The organism is Granulicella mallensis MP5ACTX8, assembly GCF_000178955.2.
GTDB classification, from domain to species: Bacteria; Acidobacteriota; Terriglobia; order Terriglobales; family Acidobacteriaceae; genus Granulicella; species Granulicella mallensis.
This window is the reverse complement of the sequence record NC_016631.1, coordinates 4,045,167-4,068,450: the sequence shown is the minus strand read 5'-3', so window position 1 is coordinate 4,068,450 and position 23,284 is coordinate 4,045,167. Positions and strand designations below refer to the sequence as shown.

Annotated in this window: 11 protein-coding genes; 8 read left to right on the top strand and 3 right to left on the bottom strand. The window is 56.1% G+C overall.

The genetic code is table 11. The features are described 5' to 3' along the window. Window positions 1–198: 198 nt before the first annotated feature. The 3 genes from ACIX8_RS16100 (at window position 199) to ACIX8_RS16090 (ending at window position 7,247) form a co-directional block, all read left to right on the top strand. Window positions 199–1,740, top strand: a complete 1,542-nt coding sequence (locus ACIX8_RS16100) for a sulfatase (protein ID WP_014266428.1) — start codon at window positions 199–201, stop codon at window positions 1,738–1,740. Between the two features lie 91 nt (window positions 1,741–1,831). After that, entirely contained in the window at window positions 1,832–5,749 is a 3,918-nt protein-coding gene (locus ACIX8_RS16095) for a TonB-dependent receptor (RefSeq protein ID WP_014266427.1), read from the top strand. 175 nt (window positions 5,750–5,924) lie between these two features. Beyond that, window positions 5,925–7,247 carry a family 16 glycosylhydrolase gene (locus tag ACIX8_RS16090; protein WP_052310633.1) on the top strand — a complete coding sequence of 441 codons (1,323 nt, stop codon included), beginning with the start codon at window positions 5,925–5,927 and terminating at the stop codon, window positions 7,245–7,247. A gap of 147 nt (window positions 7,248–7,394) precedes the next feature. Here the strand turns inward: ACIX8_RS16090 and ACIX8_RS16085 are convergent, their stop codons facing one another. Continuing rightward, window positions 7,395–7,775, bottom strand: coding sequence for a hypothetical protein (locus ACIX8_RS16085; RefSeq protein ID WP_150110635.1), 381 nt, complete (start codon window positions 7,773–7,775; stop codon window positions 7,395–7,397). 448 nt (window positions 7,776–8,223) lie between these two features. Here ACIX8_RS16085 and ACIX8_RS16080 point away from each other — a divergent pair, with 448 nt between their 5' ends. Beyond that, window positions 8,224–9,753, top strand: a complete 1,530-nt coding sequence (locus tag ACIX8_RS16080; RefSeq protein ID WP_014266424.1) for a protein adenylyltransferase SelO — start codon at window positions 8,224–8,226, stop codon at window positions 9,751–9,753. A gap of 95 nt (window positions 9,754–9,848) precedes the next feature. Beyond that, window positions 9,849–11,102, top strand: a complete 1,254-nt coding sequence (locus ACIX8_RS16075) for a glycosyltransferase (RefSeq protein ID WP_014266423.1) — start codon at window positions 9,849–9,851, stop codon at window positions 11,100–11,102. 34 nt (window positions 11,103–11,136) lie between these two features. Here ACIX8_RS16075 and ACIX8_RS16070 read toward each other — a convergent pair whose 3' ends face one another. Beyond that, window positions 11,137–12,549: a hypothetical protein gene (locus ACIX8_RS16070; protein ID WP_014266422.1), complete on the bottom strand. Its 1,413-nt coding sequence runs from the start codon at window positions 12,547–12,549 to the stop codon at window positions 11,137–11,139. Window positions 12,550–12,859: 310 nt separating this feature from the next. Between ACIX8_RS16070 and ACIX8_RS16065 the strand changes: the two genes are divergently transcribed. The 3 genes from ACIX8_RS16065 to ACIX8_RS16055 all read left to right on the top strand — a co-directional run bounded on the left by ACIX8_RS16065 (window position 12,860) and on the right by ACIX8_RS16055 (window position 22,215). After that, window positions 12,860–16,387, top strand: a complete 3,528-nt coding sequence (locus tag ACIX8_RS16065; RefSeq protein ID WP_190273677.1) for a glycosyl hydrolase 2 galactose-binding domain-containing protein — start codon at window positions 12,860–12,862, stop codon at window positions 16,385–16,387. Window positions 16,388–16,569: 182 nt separating this feature from the next. Further along, window positions 16,570–20,031 carry a TonB-dependent receptor gene (locus tag ACIX8_RS16060; protein ID WP_044176888.1) on the top strand — a complete coding sequence of 1,154 codons (3,462 nt, stop codon included), beginning with the start codon at window positions 16,570–16,572 and terminating at the stop codon, window positions 20,029–20,031. A gap of 237 nt (window positions 20,032–20,268) precedes the next feature. Next, window positions 20,269–22,215, top strand: coding sequence for a chitobiase/beta-hexosaminidase C-terminal domain-containing protein (locus tag ACIX8_RS16055; protein WP_014266419.1), 1,947 nt, complete (start codon window positions 20,269–20,271; stop codon window positions 22,213–22,215). Between the two features lie 355 nt (window positions 22,216–22,570). Here the strand turns inward: ACIX8_RS16055 and ACIX8_RS16045 are convergent, their stop codons facing one another. Next, a complete protein-coding gene (locus ACIX8_RS16045) occupies window positions 22,571–23,167 on the bottom strand; it encodes a hypothetical protein (protein WP_014266417.1) in 597 nt (198 codons plus the stop codon). Window positions 23,168–23,284: the final 117 nt, after the last annotated feature.

Genomic DNA, 23,284 nt, shown 5'->3' with positions numbered 1-23,284 from the left:
TGGTGGGCTTTGTTGTCTCTGCGTCCCTTCTGCCTCAAGGCACACCAAAGCGTTACTGATGCTCCGCAAAGCTCCTGCTTTTTGCAAACGCAACCCACTCGAAAACCCTCTTTCCTGCCGATGTTTCCAGTAGCGACGACGGTCGCTACCCAAGCGGAATACCCACAACGCACAGCAAAGATAACGAGCCAGAGGACAATGCCAAATCAATCACAGAAGCGGACGACCAGACGTCAGTTCATTGCTCAAGCTGCGGGCACAGCCATTGCCGGAGCTCTCACAGCTTCAGCCTCTGCGCGCGAAATAAAGAAGCCCAATGTCCTCTTCTTCATGTCGGACGATATGAGGGTGGAACTGGGCTGTTACGGGAGTCACTTCCGGGCGCAGACTCCGAACCTTGATGCTTTGGCCCAGCAGGGGGTGCGGTTCGACCGCAACTTCTGCCAGTTTCCCCTGTGCAATCCCTCGCGCGCTTCGCTTCTCACAGGACAGGTGCCGCTTGATACGAAGGTGTTGGGCAATCGCACGAACTTCCGCGATACTCGCCCGGACCTGACCAGTCTGCCTCAACTCTTCCGCGAGCAGGGCTACGTTACGGCGCGTACAGGGAAGATCTTTCATGGCGGATATGACGATCCGAAGGCTTGGACCGTCGGGGGCAGCGATGTGTCCATCGCAGCGATTGAGGCTGCGTCCGAGCAGAGCGATGAGGACACGCAAGGGAAGTACCATCAGCATCGAGAGATCATTCCACCTCAGTCTGTTCCGCCACCTCCTCCTGGAATCCCTGTGTCGAAGACGCAAGATCCCAGGGCCGCTCACTCGGACGAGATTCTGATTCTGGATGGAGATGGCGGAGAGCATCCTGAGAACCGTGTCGCGGAGACCGCGATCGGCTATCTGAGAACGTATCGGGATAAACCCTTTTTCATCGGATGCGGTTTCTCCAAGCCACACAGTCCTCCCACTGCGCCGCAGCGGTTCTTCGATCTGTACGACCCCGCAAAGTTGGAACTGACGCCTGACTTTGAGGCGTGGCCGACGGTGCCGCCAGGCTTTCCCAAGGCAGCTATCCGCCCGCGCAATGCAGACCTCTTCATTGGCCGCGGAGCCAGCACCACAGAAGCGAAAGAGGTGATTCGTGCCTATCTGGCTTCCATCTCCTGGGTGGACTGGAATCTGGGTCGCGTGATCCACGAACTCGATGCGCTTGGGCTTCGTGACAACACCATCATCGTTTTTGTCGCCGATCATGGCTACCAGCTTGGCGAAAAAGGGAAGTGGTCCAAGGCTGGATCTCTGTTCGAGATGGGAACACGCGTTCCGCTGATCATTCATGATCCGAGGGCTGCCGGGAATGGGCAAACCTCAACGCGGCTGGTGCAGTCTCTCGATATCTATCCGACGCTGGTGGAGCTGTGCGGACTCTCACGTCCTTCGTCTGGACTGCAAGGCGCCAGTCTCACGCCGCTTCTACATCGCCCCCAGTCAACATGGAAGCGTCCTGCCTTCAGCCTATGGAGTGAAGACGGGAAGACGATTCATGGCTTAGCTGTGCGCCAGGATCATTGGCGTTACGTGGAGTTCGGCGCGGACGGCAAAAATGGCAGCATGCTCTTCAACGAACAGAGCGACCCACTCGAGATGCATAACCTGGCCGAAGATCCAGGCCATGCGGGCATACGTGACAACCTCTCAAAGCTAACCGCTGCCTATAGAGATCGGACCAGGCTGGCATAACGAACAGAGTGAAGCGCCTGCAGTGCCTCAGGGACCAGAGTCGTGCACCCCTCAGCGAACGAAACGCCTTTATAAGTTTTGGAGAACGACAATGAAACTCTCAACACTGCGGCGCAGCCTGCAGCGTTATGCAGTCTACGGCCTCATCGTGCTTCTGGGATCGGCAGGCTTGGTGTACTCGGCGAAGGCTCAGACGAGTGGAGATGGGGCAATCACCGGCACCGTTACGGACTCTACCGGCGCCCTGATTCCAAATGCTACGGTGACGGCTACAAACAATGCTACCGGCGTTGTTACTACCCGCCCAACCTCGTCGAGTGGTTTGTACGAACTTAGCCCGCTCATCGTCGGAACTTATACGGTCACAGTGGCAGCGGATGGCTTCGAGAATGTGAAGCAGCAGAATATTGTGATCAACGCGGGGCAGGCCTTCGGGCTCAACGTTACGCTCCATCCCGGGAGCCAGGGTGAGACGTTGACTGTAAGCTCTGCGCCCCCGGCATTGGATACGACCAATGCCGTGCTCGGTGGAACGATCACGAGCAAGGAGTACATGGATCTTCCGCTTCTGGTCGCAGGCAATCAGCAACGAGATATTACCCAGTTTTCGAATCTTCTTCCGGGTGCTCAGCCGGGGGCGCGGTCTTCGCTGTTTTCCGGTACTGCCAGCCGTGTGGAGGAGGTCTATCTCGACGGCATTCCCATCTCAGAGATTAGCCAGATTGGCGACAACCGCCCCGTCTTCAACCTTGTGCCTTCAGAGGCGATCGATCAGATTGGAGCTACAACCAGTGGGCAGTCTGTGGATGCTCAGGGTGCGGGTTCTGTGAACTACACCCTGGCCTCGGGAGGCAATCAATATCACGGTACGATTGCCGACTTTGTTCGCAACACGATCTTCGATACGTGGGGATTTACCGCGCCTGCCGCAACGACTCAGAAGTTAGTGGATGGTGTAATCAAGACGGTTCCTGCCGGAAAGCCTGCCGATCATCAAAATGAATTTACTGCCGCGGTTAGCGGCCCTATCAGCATTCCTTATTTGTTTAGTGGAAAAAACAAGTTATTCTTTTTCGCGGCCTATGATCTGACGCATGCCAATACCGCGCCGAGCTATTCCACTGGAACCGTGCCTACGACGCTCATGCGCACAGGTGATTTCACCGAGCTATTGAGCGGTGCCCAGGCTGCGGGTACAGGAGCTGCCGGAGTCAATGGGCCGGGTTACTTGATCTATGATCCTACTACGCAGACGTGCAACGGAAACGTATGCACGCGCAAACCATTCATGGGGATGAAGAATGGAATACTGACCCCTAATATTATTCCGACGAATAAAATCTCTCCCATCGCGCAGACGATGCAATCGTTCCTGCCGGCTCCTACGACATCTGGTCTGCAGAATAACTATCTCGGCGGTTACCCGACAGGGAATCGAAACTGGCTTTATTCAGGCCGCATCGACTACGACATCTCTCCGAAGAATCGGCTCTCCTTCGTCGTAACGGGAGGGAATACTCATCCCGTTCCTTACACGGGCAATGGAGTGTTGCCGGTCCCTTATCTGGCGTCTGTCTATACCCAGACCGGTGGTCACTGGGCCGACATGCAGGACACGTACACAATCAACCCGAACCTTGTAAATCAGTTTAAGTTTGGGTTCAGTAACTTCGGGGGCCCTCCTTCTACGAACCTTACACAGGGAGTTAGTCAGTACGAGGCCCAGAATATGGGTATCAATTTCAGTGGCCTGCCTGCCGACTCTCAAGCGGTTACTGAATTTCCGACTCAGGTCTTTGCAGGCAGCAATGCACAGACCCAATGGGCTGATGGCGTCCAGGGTACAAGCAAGACAACGGTGGATGAGTCTTATACGATTCTGGATAATCTGCTATGGGTAAAGGGAAGGCATGCCATGACCTTTGGCATCCAGATCCAGCGACTGGAGTTGAATCAGTCGGCACAGGATGGTCCTACCTCGGGTCTCCAACTGAATTGGAGCACGAACGAAACAGCGCAGGAGACTGGCTCTGCCTATGCAACGAGCACGGGATACTCCTATGCGAGCTACCTGCTCGGGGCTGTCAGTGCTGCGAGCGTTACCGAGTTACCCTTCTCTGTGCTGGGTGGCCGGTTCCATCCTGTGGCTCCTTACTTTCAGGACAATTTCAAGGTCACTCCAAAGTTGACACTGAACCTGGGGCTTCGTTGGGATTATCTGCCGACCTATAACGAGGTTCTGAATCGCTTTTCGTTTCTCAATCCGAGCATCACTAACCCGGCTACTGGAAGTCTCGGTGCGCTTCAATTTGCAGGGAACTACGGAGGAGCAGGTGTTAGTTGTGGCTGCAGTACGCCCGCGCATAACTACATGAAGAACTGGGGGCCGCGGCTGGGCTTTGCGTATAGCCTCAATGAGAAAACGGTGGTGCGGGGTGCGTTTGCTGTCGTCTATTCTCATGGTGGAGGAACAGGCGGAGCGGGCGGTGCGTACCAGGGAACTGGATCGCTGGGCTTCACGAGCTCGCCGGTGTTCTCAGACGGTGGCGCTGGTACCGGCGCGGGTCCCGCGTTCTATCTGAACAATAGCTCGGCCTTCCAGGCGCAAGGCCTCGCTAATAATACCTTTGGCGGGCCTGGGTATACATTTCCGGCAATTACTCCTCCTGGGCCGGGCAGTCAGTCGCTCAACACTGGAAACTATGTCAATAGCTCCGGGACGTTTGTAACTCCGGGTTCGATCAGCTATCTCGATCCCTATGTCTCAGGACGGGCGCCAGAGTTCGATTTCTGGAACTTTGGTATTCAGCGTGAACTGATCCGGGATCTGACGATCATGGTCAACTATGCGGGCTCCGAGAGCCACTTCATTGCGGGGGCGAATAATATTCGCGGATTGCAGTCAGGGGAGATCGATCCTAAGTACTATGCACTCGGTGTCGGGATCTATGGAGCAGGACTGCTCTCCAAGCCAGCAACCGCAGCGAATATCGCAGCGGCGAATCAGATCATTCCGGGCATTGCTGCTCCTTATCCAGGATTCATTGCCGCCGCAAACACGGCCAAGGGAGCGGGTTATGCGACCATCGGACAGATGTTGACATGGATGCCTCAGTACTCCGGCACAACGGACACGTGGGGAAGTCAAACGGCGAATGCGTCTTACCATTCTCTGCAGATTTCACTTGCCAAGCGGGCGTCGCATGGATTGACTCTGAACCTGAATTACACATACTCCAAACAACTCGATGATGCCGGTACGATCCGCAGCGGATACGCTATTCCAGCAAGCGTCACGCTCAATGGAAAGGCCTGGGCCCAGGACCGGATCGATCGCGGATTGAGTGCTACCAGCGAGCCACAAAATCTGGCGATCTTCGGCGTCTACAAACTTCCGTTCGGCAAAGGCGAGATCGGTGGAGGCCATTTTCTTACACGCGCGGTTCTTGAGGGATGGAACTTATCCGGAGTCTTCACCTATGCCTCTGGAGCTCCATTGGCACTTACTTCTACGGCGTGTTCGGCTGCCAGTGAGCCCGGCCAGGGACAATGCATGCCAGACGTAAATCCGAACTTCACCGGAAAGGTTCGTCAGAACGGAAGCTGGGGACATGGAGCTACCGCGGAAAATCTTGGTAAGTATTCCTACATCAAGGGAGCTATCACCGGTACGACTCCGGGGGAAGGCATGGGAAATACGACGTGCGCTTCCAGCAGCGGGCCGTTCTGCAACTCAGGCGCTCTGATGATCGGCGATGCCCCTCGTAGTGCACCCTTTGGGCTAAGAGGGCCAGGTGTATACAACCTGAATATGGGACTTAGGCGATCCTTTCAAATTGCTGATAACTCCAGCTTCATCTTCGGTGTGGATTGCCAGAATGTGACTAATAAGGTGACGTTTAGTGGGATCAATACGGTAGTGAACAGTGCCAGCTTCGGAACGGTAAGTAGCGCAACCAGTAACTCAGGCAGCCGTGACTTTCAGTTTTCCGGGAGGATTCGTTTCTAAGGAGAAAAGAGCCTGTAAGACAGGCTGATCAGGATTGGTTTGTCCGACATTTACCGGTGTAGGGAGCCCATAGCACGAGGTGTCGAACGCACTTGGGGTGTGATAGCATCCTCGCGCTTCACAAACCCAGCTTTAAAGGACACCGATGCGAATCCAATTCTTACCAGCAGAGCACATGGGATTCAAAGCAATCACTAATCCCTCATCTCCTACAAGACGAATCTTCACTGCAGTGAGCGCGGCTGTACTTTTGCTCCTGCTCAACACAGGACTCGCGCAACGAGCCCAGGCGCAGAGCTGGACCTTGCAGTGGAGTGATGAGTTCAATGCAGCGGCAGGTACGTCTCCTAACTCCGCCAATTGGACCTATGACCTTGGAAACAGCGGATTCGGCAACCCGGAGATTGAAGACTACTGCGCTCCGGGATCGAATCTAACCCCCTGCGTAGCGAGCCAGCCAAACGCGTTTCAGGACGGCAATGGCAACCTTGTCATTACGGCGATTCGCAACTCGAGTGGACAATGGACCTCGGCGCGGTTGAAGACACAAGGGCTCCGACAGTTCCAATATGGCCGGATTGAGGCGCGTATGAAGCTGCCGGTAGGCGATGGATTCTGGCCGGCGTTCTGGATGCTGGGTGCGGATATCAACTCGGATCCCTGGCCTGGGTGCGGGGAACAAGACATCATGGAGTGGGTGCAGTCGTACTCGCCGACCACCACCTCTTCGACGGTGCACGGGCCGGGTTATTCTGGCGCGAACGGGATTGGCGCCCAGGTCACGTTTCCCAATGGCGGCCGGGTGGATGACGCCAACTACCACGTGTACGGGGTGATCTGGAGCCCGAATACACTGCAGTACTATCGCGACAGCCCGTCGAATGTCTTTAAGACGGTCACCTCGTCGACGATTCCTTCAGGCGATCAGTGGGTGTTCAACAATCCTTTCTTCCTTTTGCTAAACCTTGCGATTGGAGATGGAGGCTTTCCGGGATCGACCGACGGCAGCACGCCCTCGTCGGCAACGATGCTGGTTGACTATGTTCGCGTCTATCAGTCTTCCGCCGCGAAGAGCTTGAATGGAACGCACACGCTGACACCTCAGAACTCTACGAGCCTGCGGCTGGATGATCAGGGCGCGAGCACGGTAAGCGGTAATCCCATCGATGTGTTTACGGCGAATGGGACGGGCGCTCAGTCCTGGGCCATCTCCAATGCAAACGTCGTTCCATCCGGTTACTACAACCTGGCAACGGAGGGCAGCTTCTGCCTGACTGCATCCGGTACTGGAAGCGGAGCGGCAGTCGTACTTGATCCCTGCAACGGCTCGTCGGCTCAGGCATGGAATGCTGTTTCGACAGGAAGCACGTACGAGTTCACCCCAGCGAACAATCCGAGCAATTGTCTCGACGTGCGAGGAGATGGAACGGCATCGGGAACATTGATCCAGACGTTTAGCTGCAACTCCGGGCCGAACGAGCAATGGGCTGTGAACTAGAGCCTGGACGGTGGGCCCGGCGATATTGGCGAGACGATCTGATCGGTAGAGTCACGCTAAATCGCAGGGCCCCGCTCCAAACAGTGCGGCGTTCCCTCCAACACTTGTTCGTCAGCCCCAAGGTGAGGGTTGCAATGCCGGCTTAACCTAGTGCTTGAACCAAAGCCATCCATGTTTTTTGTCTGTAGGCGTATCCTGAACGGCACGAATGCTTTCATGCTGGTCGCGATAACAAGGTAGAGGGAAATCGCCCTGGGTGCCGGTCGGAAGAAGCTGAGAACGCTCTTCGGCGGAGACAGGCAAAAAGAAGTTACGCGAATTGCTGTCACACCAGGGTGTCCGGGTCGCTAAAAGATGGAAGCTCTGGCCGACGGTCATCGCTGGCACACCTGAACTCCCAGACGCCGTCCAGTCGGCGAGTCTGATCAATTGAGACGCGCCCTGCTGGCCGGTGAAAGAGGCAAGATAGATGTCTTCGTTGCCCGCAAAGCCCTGCCTGGTTGATGTGCTGATAGCCAGAATGGTCACTGTGATTTTTTCGGGCTTTGCAACAGGATTCTCTTTCGGATGCGAATGTGCCCATGCCAGGAGAGTGGGCGCTAAGAGCGGGAGAACCCATTTGAGACGGCGTGTGATTCCAGAGACGGCCATAGGACCTCTGCGAGCTGTCGTATTGAGCGGAGGTCTCTCTGGATTTGAGAGGCATCCGCGGAATTTGTTTAGGTCCGATACGAGTTTTGACATCGAACAAGAATGGCTTAAATTCTTTCTACTGTTGTAGTAGAACATGTCGACGAGTACCTCGATGGGGCATTGGCGTTGGCCAACTGTCTCCCGACCCACAGCACAGGTTCCGACGAAAGAAGACGACGCCATGGTTGCCGGTCGCGGCATCGCCTGAGAACCGATTCGCACCGAAAGCAGGAGAGAAGCTCAGGCGATTGGTGCCTGGGAATTTGCCCACGTAGAATGGATCATGAGTTCAGCAGAGGCTCCTACGATCGCATCTCCCGCCCCCCAGCACATTCGTTTCAACTTCGACAATACCTATGCGCGATTGCCGGAAGGCTTCTATGCCCGGCTGAATCCCACGCCGGTAGCGGCCCCGAGTCTTATAAAGATTAATGCAGAATTAGCACAGAGCCTCGGACTGGATCCGGAGGCGCTGGCTAGTCCGGAGGGCGTCGAGATTCTGGCAGGGAATCGCGTGGCTGAGGGCTCCGAGCCGCTGGCGATGGCTTATGCAGGACACCAATTCGGACACTTCGTGCCTCAACTGGGCGACGGCCGCGCCAACCTGCTGGGCGAAGTGGTTGGACGGGACGGCGTACGTTACGACATCCAACTCAAGGGTTCCGGCCCAACACCCTTCTCCCGTCGCGGCGATGGCAGAGCCGTACTCGGACCTGTTCTGCGTGAGTACATTGTGAGCGAGGCCATGGCGGCGCTGGGTGTGCCGACCACGCGAGCCCTGGCTGCGGTGACTACAGGCGAACAATTGTTTCGCGAAACAGTTTTGCCAGGTGCTGTGCTGACCCGGGTAGCTGCCAGCCATCTTCGCGTGGGTACCTTCCAATACTTTGCCGCACGAGGCGATGTGGACGGGACGCGCACGCTGGCGGATTACGCAATCGCCCGGCATTACCCCGAAGCTGGACAGTCGAGCCATCCGTACCGCGCCCTGCTGGATGGTGTGATCGCCCGGCAGGCGCGGCTGGTCGCACAATGGCTGCTCCTCGGTTTTGTCCACGGTGTGATGAATACCGACAACACGTCCATCTCGGGCGAAACCATCGATTACGGCCCCTGCGCCTTTATGGAAGCCTACGATCCGGATCAGGTGTTTAGCTCCATTGACCAGCAGGGGCGTTATTCCTATAGCAATCAGCCGCACGCCATGCACTGGAATCTGGTGCGTCTCGCAGAGGCTTTGCTGCCACTCCTGAATCAGGAGTCGGGAAGTGAAGAGGCTGGGTTGGCCTCAGCTCAAGAGTCGCTTGCCGCGTTCGCTTTGCACTTCGATACGGCTCGCGAAGCTGGTCTGCGGCGTAAGCTGGGCCTCTTTACGGAGCGCGAAGGCGATGCGGCTCTGATTCAGGATCTGCTGGACCGCATGGCTGCCAATCGCGCCGACTTCACGCTCACCTTCCGCAGGCTGTGCGATGCCGTCGCTGGGACGGAAGGCGATGCGGCGGTTCGCGTCTTGTTTGCTGATCCTAAAGCTTATGATTCGTGGGCTGCTGGATGGCGTCGACGCCTCGAAGCAGAACCTGTATCGCGAGAGGATCGCATCGCTTCGATGCGAGGGGCGAATCCAGCCTTCATCCCGCGCAATCACCGGGTACAGGCGGTGATCGATGCTGCCGTTATGCGGCAGGACTTCCAACCGTTTGAGGAACTGCTGGACGTGGTATCGCGGCCCTACGACGATCGTGCTGAGTTGGAGCGGTATGCCATGCCGGCTCGTCCCGAGGAATGCGTCACCCAAACTTTTTGCGGAACGTAAATCGCAGGAGCGCGATGGCGGGAATATCTGAAAGTTGAATCTTTAGTAGACGTTGCCTCGACATAGGGTATGAAGGCTCGAAAGATGGAGTGTTTGTGAAGGTAGTTGTAACGACGATTGGTTCTCTGGGTGACGTACATCCTTGCATTGCCCTTGGTTTGGAGTTGAAGAGACGCGGACATGAGGTGGTCATCGCCACATCAGAGTTCTACCGCCCCAAGATTGTCTCGACAGGGTTAGGTTTTCATTCCATCGGTCCCAAGCATCTCTCTCCAGAAGATCCCGAATTGCTCAGCAGCATCATGGATCCAAAGCAGGGGCCTGAGAATTTCATCCGAAAGCTTCTCATGCCGCATATGCGAGGCGTGTATGACGATCTCCTGGCGGCGTGCCATGGAGCGAAGTTTCTAATTACCGGAGAGCTCGTGTTTGCCGCGCCTCTCGTCGCCGAACGGTTGGGCATCGGCTGGGCGTCCTTAGTTCTTGCTCCGTGGCAATTTCTATCAGCACACGATCCGTCCATCATCGGACCTCTGCCGCTGTTCGCTTTCATTCGGGGAGCTGGTGTCACGGTGAACCGTGCGATGAAAGAGCTCGCACGCAAACAGACAAAGAGTTGGGCCGAGCCGATCTATACCTTGCGGAAGGAGTTGGGCTTGTCCGCCGCCAGCCACCCGATGTTTGAAGATAAGAATTCGCCGTACCTCAACCTGGCGATGTTCTCTTCAGCGTTCGCAAAGCCACAGGTCGATTGGCCGGATCACACGAAGACCGTCGGATTTGCTTTTTACGATCGTCAGAATCCGGCATCCGGACTTACCGATGAGGTAAGACATTTTCTTCAGAACGGAGAACCGCCGATTATCTTCACACTCGGTTCTACTGCGGTGATGAACCCGGGAAGCTTCTATACGGAAGGCAAGCGAGCAGCCGAGCAACTGGGACGTCGCGCCTTGTTGCTGACGGGCAAGGGAAGTCCGGGGATCTCCGGATCGCGCGATCATATGGTGACGGCTTATGCTCCCTACTCGGAGATCTTTCCGTATGCGGCTGTGGTCGTACATCAGGGCGGCATAGGAACGACAGCGCAGGCGATGAGAGCGGGGTGCCCACAGTTCGTTGTGCCGCACGCCTTCGATCAACCGGATAATGCAGCGCGAATCAAACGGCTGGGGCTTGGACTGTCTCTACGCAAAGATCGTTTCCATGCACCTCATGCAGCGGAGCAGCTACGCAAAGTTTTAAGTGATGAGAAGATACGGGCTAAAGCGGCACAGGCCAGAACCTTTGTAGAAAAAGAAAATGGAGCCATTGCGGCTGCTGACGCTGTGGAGTCTGCCTGCAGATAAAACGACGTGGATTCAAGCTGCGAAACGCAGGTGCTTAGTTTCCTTCAGTAATACGCAGCGCGACGGGGCTTACCTGAACGGGAATATACTCACGCGTTTCAATCTTCAAAAGGACCTGCCAGGACTCAGGGAAGGTGCCTTTTTTTGCCAGAGCGCGCAGTTGTTTATAAACCGGCCGCATCCGTTCCGGATCGCTGAAGAACTCACCGACTCCGGCCGTACCTGCGCTACTTAGACCAGCGAGAACCAGGACACGCGTGCCGGAGGGAGATTTGGTCATCCAGATCAGACCATAATCCTCCAGCATGCCTCCGTGGCCTGACTTGAAATAATCTACCTGCTCCCCTGGAAGGGGATGGGCATTGTGGATCGAGTTGTAATCGATGGTGAAGTTGGCGGCGGAGAGTGTGCTCTGAACGAACGCGCTCTCATGGGGCGCTCCTAAGATCACCAGTTGTTCCTGCCGGGCAGAGTCCCAGTTCAAGAACCTTGCGCCGGTAAGGTGTGCGCTTCGACCGGTTGCCTGTAACAGGCGCGATACACCGAAGGCTGCGGTGGCCTCTCCGAAGCCGGTGTAGTTGCTGGTGTCCACAAAGAAGTGGTGGAACGGGAAGTTCGCCTGATTATCGTTCGAGGTCTGGTTTAGAACCGCAGCCATGTCCGGAGGAACGGGCACGTCCTTCGGGTTTTCTCCCAGGGCGGGGCCTGCCTTATTGAGACCTAGATAGAGCAGGACGTGCGGATTGGTGAGGGCAATCTGTGTCTCCTTGGATTTTTCGCCAATCGATCCGAGGAGGTCGTCATAAAACGCATAGTCGCGGTCATCCTTTGAAAAGCCGCGCCCGTGGGTGATGTCTCGAAGCCACCAGCCTGCGCCCAATGCGAACAGCATGCAGAGGCAGAAGGCCAAGGCTACGGGTTTCGTTAAATGGATGGGATGTGATTTTCTCGTCTCAACGGGGAGGATGATGGGTTCCCCTGGAGCACGAACCGGAGTGGTTATCTTGCTCGGGCCGCCGTCAGGATACTTAGTCTGAGTGATTCCGGCTGGAGCTTCACGTATTGCAAGCGGTATAAAGTCCGGAACGTAGGACCCCAGCGGCAAGGTGATGCGCATGGACTGAGCTGAAGACTCGGAATAAAAGTTGGCCAGCCGGCGGCGGACATCGCTTGCTGTCACTCGTACGATGGCGTCGGTGCTTGTGTCGTAGTCGCTTCTGCGATGGAAGATCTCTACCCCGAGCAGCCGCTCTTTAAGACTCTCCGTGTCGCCCGCAAGGGCACGTTCCACGATGTGTCGTAATAGCTCCGAGGATCGGCGACTGGAGCAGAACTCGTTCCCCGCCAGGATCATGTCCAGATGCTCGCGTATCTCTTCCGCTGGGAGCGGGAGCGACGGGATTCCGGTAATGCCTGATTCGTCGCGCAAGTTTTGCAAAGTAGACATGACTGGACCTGTGGCGATATTTGTATCAGACCGAACCCTGAGTTTGTAACAAAGGAGCATGACAATCCACGCGCGTGTACCGAATCATTACAGCGCTGCAATAAACCCGGGGGATGTTAGGCGTTTTTGACGCACGTTAGGGCAGAGCCCAAACTGCCCAAACCTGGTTTCCAATCCTCCCAAACGTAGTTTTCGACCTGAGGGTCTCCTAGGCTGGGTCCGTCCCTGAAGGAGATTTAGGTTGGAACCCCTTGAAATGATGTTTCGGGCCATGAGCTGCATAAAAGCGCGCATGTTGAGAGTCCTGCACTTGCCCACGCTAAGAAGTGCGCTGCTCGGCCTCTCTGTTGCGGGATTGTTACCGTGCTGTTTCGCTGGCCAGGTTGTGGAACAGGCAGGTCCTTACCTTGCCAATCTGGTGGAGGGTGGCCCCTCTCTGAAGAAGCCCCTGTCGGCGTCCCTCGCCAATGCTCAGAGCTGGAGCGAGTGGGTGTGGTTCCGGACCGACAGTTCCGACATAAACTCCCTGATCGCTGGAATCGGAGATCCAACTTCTTCTAACGCTCGCTACTTTGAAGTTCGTGATGGGCGGCCCGGTGTGCGTTTCTCGGCGGAGTCTTCGCTGCTTGCGACGTCCTCCCTACGGTTCGGGATATGGCACATGCTTGCTGTAACGGATGACGGCACACGAGTCACGCTCTATGTGGATGGGATGTCCGCGTTATCGGGCTCTTCGGTCAGAGGTGATATCAGCCCGGAGATCCAGATAGCTCCGGATGCGTCTTCGAGCGGCATGGTTCGCTTCGGTGGTGACATTGGCGGGTTCTCCGTGGCCGCGCGTTCGATCCCGGCTGCGGAGATACAGAAGATGTTCGCAGCGGCTCCGAACTTCGATGCGCAGCTGAGAGAGGAAAATGCCAAGCCGTGGAGCATCCAGGTAAAGCAGGGGATCGGTCTCCGTGCTCCGCAGGACCCTGCAGAGATGCCGTATGGTGCAGCGCCGGAGAAGCCACGGGCAAAGCCGCTGCCGCCAGCAGGGCCGACGCTTCACGAGACTGGCAAGAACTCCTGGGAGATCGCGGCGAACTGGCGTCTGCTGTCGAACGTGGGGACAGCGACAATTCTTCCGAAGGCCGGTGCGCAGGTTTCTCTGCCAGGCTTCAATGATTCCTCATGGCTTGCCGCCACGGTTCCCGGCACGGTCCTTACGACCATGATCGACCGAGGCATCTATCCCGACCCGGACTTCGGCTTGAACAATCTGGCCATTCCCGAGTCGCTCAACAAACATGACTATTGGTATCGCGTGGAGTTTCCCACGCCGAAGACTGACATCTCTGGCAGGCGCAGAACACTTCACTTCGCCGGAATCAACTATGCCGCTGAGGTGTGGTTGAATGGCCAGCGCCTGGGACGGATTCGTGGAGCTTTCCGGCGTGGCGACTTCGATGTGACGCATCTCTTGCGTCCGGGTGTGATGAACGCGCTTGCCGTTCGGATTGCACCGCCTCCTCATCCTGGCATACCGCAGGAGCAATCCATTAAAGGAGGCCCAGGACCGGATGGCGGCTTCCTGGCCATCGATGGCCCAACTTTTGTAGCCACGGAAGGCTGGGATTGGGTGCCGGCCATTCGTGACCGCGACACCGGCTTGTGGCAGGGAGTAAGTCTCACAGAGACCGGCGCCGTCACGTTCGGCGACCCACAAGTCGTCACGCGGCTGCCGTTGCCGGATCGCTCGTCCGCCGATGTAGAGCTGCATCTGCCGGTACATAATTCCGGTGCTACTCCTCTGCATATCGCTGTCGTTGCCGCTTTTGAAGGGGTGCGCGTGAAGATACCCGCTACCGTGCCACCGGGGGATACGATCCTCCATCTTCTGCCGCGAGACTTTGCACAACTGCATCTCTCTCATCCGCGCCTTTGGTGGCCAAACGGCTATGGCTCGCCGGAGCTTTATCACTTGAAGCTTCAAGCGATAGCCGATAGCGGCGTCATCGAGGATGAACGGCAGAGCACGTTCGGAGTTCGAGAAGTGACCTATGAACTTACTCTCTTCGACCATGCAGGACGGCTGCAGCGAGTAGAAGCTCTTCCGGCGGAAACCCTGGGCAAAGGGTATGACGCTGTGGATGTCCATCACGAGGACATGCGGCAGACTGCGGAGGGATGGGCCTCCACGATCGATCCGCAGGCAGAGGGAACCTCTGCGATTCGTCCCCTGGCTAATGACAAGGGTCTGACGGACCTCATCCTCAAGGTGAACGGCGTCCGCATTGCCGTGCGTGGCGGCAACTGGGGGATGGACGACTCCCGGAAGCGTGTCAGCCGGGAACGTCTTGAACCGTACTTCCGTCTGCACCGCGAAGCCAACCTCAACATGATTCGCAACTGGGTAGGCCAGAGCACGGAAGAGACCTTCTATCAGCTTGCGGACGAGTACGGGATGATGGTCTGGAACGACTTCTGGGCCTCTACCGAAAATACGGACGCAGAGCCAGACGATCCTACCTTGTTTGTCGATAATGCTCGCGATGTTGTTCGGCGCTATCGCAATCATCCGTCCATCGTGGTCTGGTGTGGACGCAACGAAGGCGTTCCTCCTCCTGCGCTCAACGACATGATGATCGATATGCTGCGTGAGGAGGATGGCACTCGCTTCTATTCTCCAAGTTCGAATGTTGTTGATCTTCGTCCCAGCGGTCCTTACAAGTGGCGTGAGCCTGCGCTTTATTTCAGTAAGTTGAACCGCGGCTTTTCCGTGGAACTAGGAATCTCTTCTTTCCCTACGAAAGAGGCGTTCGAACACACGGTCGCACCGGAAGATCAGTGGCCTTTGAACGACGCCTGGGCTTATCACGACTGGCACCGGAGTAATGGGGGAGATACCCATGAGCTGATGCGTGCGCTTGATCTACAGCTTGGACCGTCAACGTCGCTATCCGAATTTGAACGTCGCATTCAGCTCTTCAATTATGTGGACCACCAGGCCATCTTTGAAGGCATGTATGCCCACCTGTGGTCGCCGAACAGTGGGCGCATGATCTGGATGACTCAACCTGCCTGGCCGAGCACGATGTGGCAGATGTACAGCTCGGACTATGACACGCAGGCGTCGTTCTATGGCGTAAAGAAGGCCAATGCTCCGCTTCATGTGCAGATGGACTTGTCTGATTACACGGTTGCTGCTGTAAACACCACGCTGCAGCAACAAAAAAATCTCCATGTTGCGGTGCGAATCGCTTCTCCCTCCGACGCGACTCTCGATACCGAGAACGCTACCGTGACGGCGGACGCGAATGCCGTAATGCCCGTGCTGCACCTGCCCCTTTCGTCGCTGATCCAGAAGAATCCTCTCGTCTTCGTTCGGCTTGAGATGCGTGATGAAAAGGGTGCCCTGGTAGCCGACAACTTCTACTGGATTGCACGTGACGATGCGAGCTATCGAGCCTTGAATGACCTTGCACCGGCTTCCATCGAGGCGCATACGGTGGCAGGTCCTTCGTTTTCCAGCTCAAGCGGCGACGAGAGCATCTGGAATGTTCGCTTGAAGAATGTTGGTGCAAGCCCCTCGGTGGCGATGAAGCTGACGCTCTTCCATGCCGACCATACGCGGGTACTACCGGCGTATTACAGCGATAACTACATATCCCTTTTGCCTGGAGAAGAACGCACCGTCGCCGTTCATGTGCCGTCCGGCGCGGTTGGACCGGGTGACGTTCATTTCACCTTGCAGGGATGGAACTTAGCAGAGAAGGACGTACTGTTGGCTGCTGGGCAAAGCATTGTTGCGCGCCATAGTCAGACATCGGGTACAGCAAGTGTTGCACGCAGATGACCGTGATGAAGCAGCAATCAACAAGAGACACAGTAGGAACATCAGGAGACGAAACAATGCAGAATATGACGCGGTATGGTCATTCAGCGACAGCGGCGATGGTTGGCATATTCTCCCCTTTCTCACTAAAAACACAGGGACTTCAAATGACGTGTCGAAAGTTTAAGCAGTTCGCTGTCCGGATGTTGGTTCTGCTCTTCGTGTTGGCGGTACCGGCTTTTCAAAACCTTTATGCGCAGGAGAGTGCCGGTCTCACCGGCAGGGTGGCGGACCCCTCGGGGGCCGCTATCCCTGGTGCGCAACTTATGTTCATCAATGAAGCGACTGGGATCAAGACAAAGGTTGCCGCATCCTCGGTGGGCTTGTACACGGTGCCCCTGACTGCTGGAACCTACGATATTACGGTGAAAGCGGAAGGATTTGAACGGTTCGAGCAGACGCATGTTGTTGTCGAAGTCGGGGCCCAGGCGACCAACAATATCAAGCTGACGGTGGGCTCCATCAATCAGACGGTGGAGGTCTCATCGCTGAATTCCGTCCGGCTGGACACCACCGATCCTCAGCTTGACTCGATACTGCCGACGCAGGAAGTGTCGGACCTGCCTCTCTTGATCAATGGCTACATGCGTCAGATCACCAGCTTCGCCACCTTGGCGCCTGGTGTGCGCGCCGGCTCCTATGGCAGCGTGACGGTCGAGGGCGGAGCTGCTTCGCAGATCAACTCGGCGGGCAACTATTACAACGGCCTGCAGATTGATACTGCCTCCGACATTAACTCGGACCCGCCGTATGAGATGGTGGATCAATTTCGCGTTATCCGCAATGCTTTTTCAGCGCGATACGGTATGGTGCAGGGCGCGGTTGATTACAACATGCGCTCGGGTACGAACAAGCTGCATGGTGATGGCTTCTTTATCGACCGCAATAGCATCTTCGACTCGGCCGGCTTTTTCCCGACGAACTTCAACAGCGCAGGGAAGGCGATTGCTCCCGTGGATCAGGAGACGGACTGGGGCGGTACCCTCGGAGGCCCTGTAGTTCTGCCCAAACTATACAACGGCCACAACAAGACATTCTTTCTGCTGAGCTTCGACATCTTCAATAAGAACCAGGGCATCACGACCATCGGCGCCGTTCCAACGCCAGCCCAGAAGAGCGGCGACTTCAGCAACTTCGTTAACCCCAGTGGCCAGTTGATTCCGATCTACGATCCGCAGACGGGGAAGCAGTTCCAGTGCAACGGCAAACTCAATGTTATTTGCGCGAGCCGAATCGACCCGTTGTCGGCGTCGCTTCTCCAGTACATTCCCAGCCCGAATGCGACAGGAACCAACTACGGTCTGCAGGACAACATGAACCCGGTGATCAGCTCGGTGCCGAACCAGAACCAGGCCTGGGGTATCACGCTGAATCACCAGATTTCGCAGAGCCAGAACATTGCCTTTACCTGGTGGCGCAACCACTACTACGTGACTCAGGAAGAAGATGCTCCCATTGTGCCTGCCAGTAATCCGCTTACCGGCCAGGAGGGTCTTACCGACAACGCCAACATGTGGCTGGCGAATTATTCCAAGGTCATACATCCCAACCTGGTGATGACGGCTGGGTTTGCTGCGCAAAACAAGTTTCAGAACAATATGAACGCTAACAACAGTGTGAACTTTAGCGGAGTGCTGGGCAGTAACACCCTGCCGTACATTAGCTTCAACGGCCAGGAAGCACCGACGAACTGGGGTAACAGCAACAGTAGTCTCGTCCGTTATTACGTCGACAACATGGGTTGGAACATCTTCAACAATTGGCTGTGGAACAAGGGCCGCCACACGATCAACATTGGGTTTGAGTACCACCACTATTGGGAGTACACCCTCAACAACTACAGCAGTGGCCACTTCAGCTTCAGCCAGGCTGAAACCTCTATCCCGGACACGACCAACGTCAACTTTTCCCAATACGGCAGTTCGTTTGCCAGCTTCCTGCTGGGCCTGCCCGATTCAGCCACCCGTACGGCGTCAACCACGACTGCGCTCGATACGAATTCCTACTCCGGGTACATCCAGGATGACTTCAAGGTCACGAATAAGCTGACGCTGAACGCCGGCCTCCGTTATGACGTAATGATTCCGTACACGATGACCCAGAACAACAATGTGTTCCTGGCTCCGGCAACTCCAAATCCCGCAGCCGGAAATCTGCCGGGTGCTGCTACCGAGTATGGCAACTGCACGGGCTGTGCCGGTTATAACCATGTAGCCACGCACCATCTCTACTTTGGTCCGCGCATAGGCTTCGCCTACAGCGTCGATAAGAACACGGTGATTCAGGGCGGATACACCATTACTTACCTGGGCTATGGTGGCGCTTACGGCCAGGGTGAAGGCTTGAGTGGTAGCCCCAATAACATGGCTGGATTGTTGGGCGGTAGTTACACACTAAGCTCAACCGGAGGTTATACCTCCGCCTATGGCCAATGGACCAACCCCGCAACCGGCGCGGTTAACCCGATTCCCAACGTAAGTCCCAATCCCTTCAACTCGGGACTGGGTGTTGCGCAAACTATCTATTATCTGGACTACGCCCACAACGGTGAGGCACCGCACCTGCAGATGTGGAGCTTGAGCGTCCAGCGGCAGATTCCTTGGCACACGGTGCTGACCTTCGACTATACCGGGAACCGAGTTACACATCTCTCGGGCTCTAACCGCAACCCCATCAGCCAGCCCGATCCTTCGGTCCTGCAATACGGAGCGTTGCTGTCGGATAACATCAACTCGGCTGCTGCGAAAGCTGCTGGTTTCACCGCTCCTTATGCGAACTTTGCAGCGCAGTTCGGCGGCAGCGCCACGGTGTACCAGTCTCTGAAACCCTACCCGCAGTACTCCAACGTAGCGTGGGCCTGGGATCAGTCGGGGACCACGTACTTTAGCGCCTTCCAGGTGCAGGCCGATAAGCACCTGTCGAACAACGTAAATTTCCTGGCCAGTATCGAACTGCCCAGGCTATACGACAACCTGGTCACGACCGTGAACAAGTTCAACCAGAAGGCGGACTGGGGAGAGGACTCGACGGGCTCGTTCGAATCGAAGGCTGCCGTTCTCTATCAGCTTCCCTTCGGCCCAGGCCAGCACTGGCTCAATTCGGGCCAGACAGGTAAGTGGCTGGGCGGCTGGCAGGTATCGGCGATCCTGACCTACAACAACTCCCAGCCACTGGCGATCACGCAGAGCGGTGAGAGCTTCCTGAACGGGACCAACCGTCCTAACTTCAATCCTCTGGTTCGGCTCTGGTCAGGTAACTACGGCCAGATTACGAAATTCTTTACGGGCAAAGGGCCGGCACCGCTGTTGTTCAGCACCAACGCCTGGAGCAACACCGGCAGCGAGTATGTGCTGGGTAACGCCAAGCGCGTCTATAACGCGGTGCGCGGTCCCTGGTATCCGGCGGAGAATCTGAGCGCCAAGAAGGTGTTCCGTCTCACCGATGGAACCTCGTTCGCGATTCGCATGGACTACTTCAACGCGTTCAACCGCACCCAGGCTCCTTTCCCGACCACCACGGTAAACTCCTCCAACTTCGGCCAGGTCACCACGAAGTTCTCTGCCGGCAATCGCCAGGGACAGATCGAGGCCACCTTCAACTTCTAAGAGCAACTGCAAAGGCATTGAGGAAACTGTGGCTCATCACGGTTTCCTCAATGCGCTCGCCAGCGGTAGCTCCAGGGAGAGATCTATGGCACACAGCAAAGTTAACCGACCTTGCTGGGCTTTAGGCAGCAGTACGGCGAAGGCATCGGTGAGAACGGCAAGTCGCCTCAATCGATGTGTATTTGAGTTGTGGCTTTTGTTTATCCCGTTTCGACATTCCATCCTGGAGATCTATCGATGAAAATATTTTCGATGTTACTCGTGCTGATCGCCTCTCTGAGTGCGACGGCTCTTCACGCTCAGACGACAGCGACTCCTGTCATAACCCTGGCTTCCGGCTCTTACACCTTCCCCTCAAGCACCACGATCACGGACTCTACCTCCGGAGCCTCAATCCTCTGGTGCTATGTCGCATCGGGGAACTGCACCCCGAATACGTCCTATACCGCTGCGATTTACTTGAACCCAGCTACCACCGAGACGATTTGTGCCAACGCAACGGCCTCAGGGGACAGTGTCAGCTCCACTGTCTGCCACGAGTACACCAAGGCAGAAGCCCAGACGGCGACGCCATCCATCACACTGGCATCCGGCATGTACGCGATGCCCACAAGCACGACCATTACAGACCCCACCTCCGGCGCAGCTATCTTGTGGTGCTACGTTGCGACGGGAAGCTGTACACCAAGCACGGCCTATACGGGTTCCATATATGTGGATCCGGCTACCACTGAGACGATTTGCGCTAACGCCACGGCCTCCGGGTATACCCCCAGCGGCACGGCGTGCAACTCTTACACTGCCGGGACTACGATCAGCTTTTCGTACTCTAACGGCAAGGTAACAATGTCCACCTCGATCGTGGGAGCCAGCATCTTCTATACGCTGGATGGATCGACGGCGACGGAAGCATCCATCGAATATATTCCGGGCAGTCCGATCACAGTTGCACCGGGGAGCACGATCAATGCAGCGGCTGTGCAGATGACAAGCGGCAGTAACACTGGCGTAGCGGTACAAAATGGGCAGGCTACGACGAGCGACTGGAAGACAGTGTTGTCCAGCTCGGAGAGCCAGTCCGCGCCGTATGTCTCCAGTTACAACACCCCTCACCTCGACTACGGCCCCGGGAATAATACCTGCGCCGACGGTGTGTGCGGGATTCCAACCCAGATCGGCATGGTGCCGAATCAATCATTGCCTTCCGCGAGTGGTGGCGGCACGGCGACCAACTTCAACATGACTACGGAGAACTTGAGTGGTGCCGGTGGCGGTCTCCAGGTGCTGTGGCCTTATGACACCGGATCGGTTGGATGCGACAGCTGCACTACCATGATCGAGGACTTCTATATCTGGCCGCAATATACGGCTTCCATCAACCCGGCTAATGTTGAGAACTGGGAGCTCGACATGAACTCATGGAACGTCGCGATTCCAACCTATGGCTACCTGGGCGCTTCGTTCCAATGCTCCATCATTGACGGCGGCTGGCAGTACAACGGCCAGCACGCACCCGGCTGGACAAACTTCAGCGCTACCGGCTTCTCGTCGATGACGAAGATTAACCACGATTGCCAATTGCCCTTCGGAAAACTGTCTGCTGGCATCACCTCGGCCACCCAGCAGAGCTTCACGGTTACACCCAACGTTACGGGCTCTGTGACAGCCGCAACTGTTGAGCCGGGGATGATCCTTCTTGTAGACAATGAAGAGATCCTCTGCACAGCAGCGAGCGGCAATACCTGCACGGCCAGCCAGCGCGGATGGGCTGGAACCGCACCTGCTACACACGCAGCCGGTGCTCTCTACTCAGGCTCTGTACATGTCCAGTACCACGTCACCTTCAAGCCGGGCGATACCAGCGTTTGCAAGGAGGATGGTACCAGCGGTACAGCGGTTGAGTGCGTGTTCATCGACTATCTCATCGTCAACAACGTCAAGTACGACTTTCATGCGATCTATGGCACGCAGACTGTCGGAGGAGTTTCCGGCTACTCTGCACTCACAGTTCCTGCGTACGCATACACCTACGGCATCGATCGGGTGTTTGACCAAAAACAGATTGACGTTGCCTCTGGAATTGGTTCGACCTCAGCACCGGCGCAGGTTGGCGAGTATATCGACAGGGATAATGTAACGGCCAGCTTCGGCGTACTTGGATCCCAAACCTACGTGGTTCCGTAAGGAGCCCTTCGCATAGGGTTGCCGGGTTCACGTCACTGTGGGCGAAAGTAACCAGGTTGAGATGCCCCGAATCCTGAAAGAAGGATTCGGGGCATCTCATTTGACTAAACCTTTTGGGCGGTCTCCGTGATCATCTCCAGCGTTTCCTCGAAGGAGGTACGCGAAATGATTCCGTAGACAGGAACGTCACTTACTGGAATCCAATAGAGAGAGCAACCTGTTAATTCATTCGATCTTCTGATCGGGAGCAGCGAATATTCCTGGATAGGTTCAAGGCGAGCGTGTGAGTCTTTGGAGGTCATTTCAAGGCTCATTTCAGCAGGGAATGGTTGGTCGAGCGAATATAGACTTCCAGTTATTTCGTCTTGGGAGTTTCATCGGCCTTGTCGAGGAATGCTTTTTCGGCCTGCTTGCGCTTTTCTTCAAAGTTGAAAGATGGAGAAGGTGCACCAATGCCAGTGCCTGTTCCGCGCGATGGAGGCATAAATTGATTTACGGCGTCGGCGGCCTCGTAGTATCCCCGCCGCGGTGTCCATCCGCCTCCTACAGGAATACGCTGCCCGGAGTTCGTGGCCAGGTAGAACATATGGCTATGGCCATCGTCGAGGGCCACTTCAGCATGGTCGATACTCTCGAGGGGGTAGCGCGCTGTCTGGGTTCTAAAAAACAGATGTTCCTGGATGACGACGCTGTTATCAATCTTGGAGAAGGTGATGGAGGAGGATTGGGTGACGATGTAGAGGAAAAGGATGGCCGGAAGAAATCCTGGAAGAAGCGCCAGAGAGGATGCACGCAGGCCGTTGCTTTTGATAAGCACGCCAAAGAACAGGGTAAAGACGCCGGCCAGGATACCGAACAGAACGGAGAGCGTATGTTCCACCGGAAAATGAACGACAAGCTCGTTACTTCCGGGATGAAGAACCTGAATGGTTGACGAAAAAATTGCACTCATATCCGGTCTCTACTCGAATGGCGTAAGAATCGTGGGCGTTGGCAGCGCGTTAGGTTTGAAGGGCGTTCCGAAATAAAGTGCAGCGATCAAAGCCCTTGTGAGCAAGAGCTTCAACGG

What these genes read in the sequence shown, in the direction of transcription:
- ACIX8_RS16090 (WP_052310633.1), top strand. Translation starts at nt 5,925, where the DNA reads ATGGGATTCAAAGCAATCACTAATCCCTCATCTCCTACAAGACGAATC.
- ACIX8_RS16045 (WP_014266417.1), bottom strand. Translation starts at nt 23,167, where the DNA reads ATGAGTGCAATTTTTTCGTCAACCATTCAGGTTCTTCATCCCGGAAGT.
- ACIX8_RS16070 (WP_014266422.1), bottom strand. Translation starts at nt 12,549, where the DNA reads ATGTCTACTTTGCAAAACTTGCGCGACGAATCAGGCATTACCGGAATC.
- ACIX8_RS16095 (WP_014266427.1), top strand. Translation starts at nt 1,832, where the DNA reads ATGAAACTCTCAACACTGCGGCGCAGCCTGCAGCGTTATGCAGTCTAC.
- ACIX8_RS16055 (WP_014266419.1), top strand. Translation starts at nt 20,269, where the DNA reads ATGAAAATATTTTCGATGTTACTCGTGCTGATCGCCTCTCTGAGTGCG.
- ACIX8_RS16100 (WP_014266428.1), top strand. Translation starts at nt 199, where the DNA reads ATGCCAAATCAATCACAGAAGCGGACGACCAGACGTCAGTTCATTGCT.
- ACIX8_RS16060 (WP_044176888.1), top strand. Translation starts at nt 16,570, where the DNA reads ATGTTGGTTCTGCTCTTCGTGTTGGCGGTACCGGCTTTTCAAAACCTT.
- ACIX8_RS16080 (WP_014266424.1), top strand. Translation starts at nt 8,224, where the DNA reads ATGAGTTCAGCAGAGGCTCCTACGATCGCATCTCCCGCCCCCCAGCAC.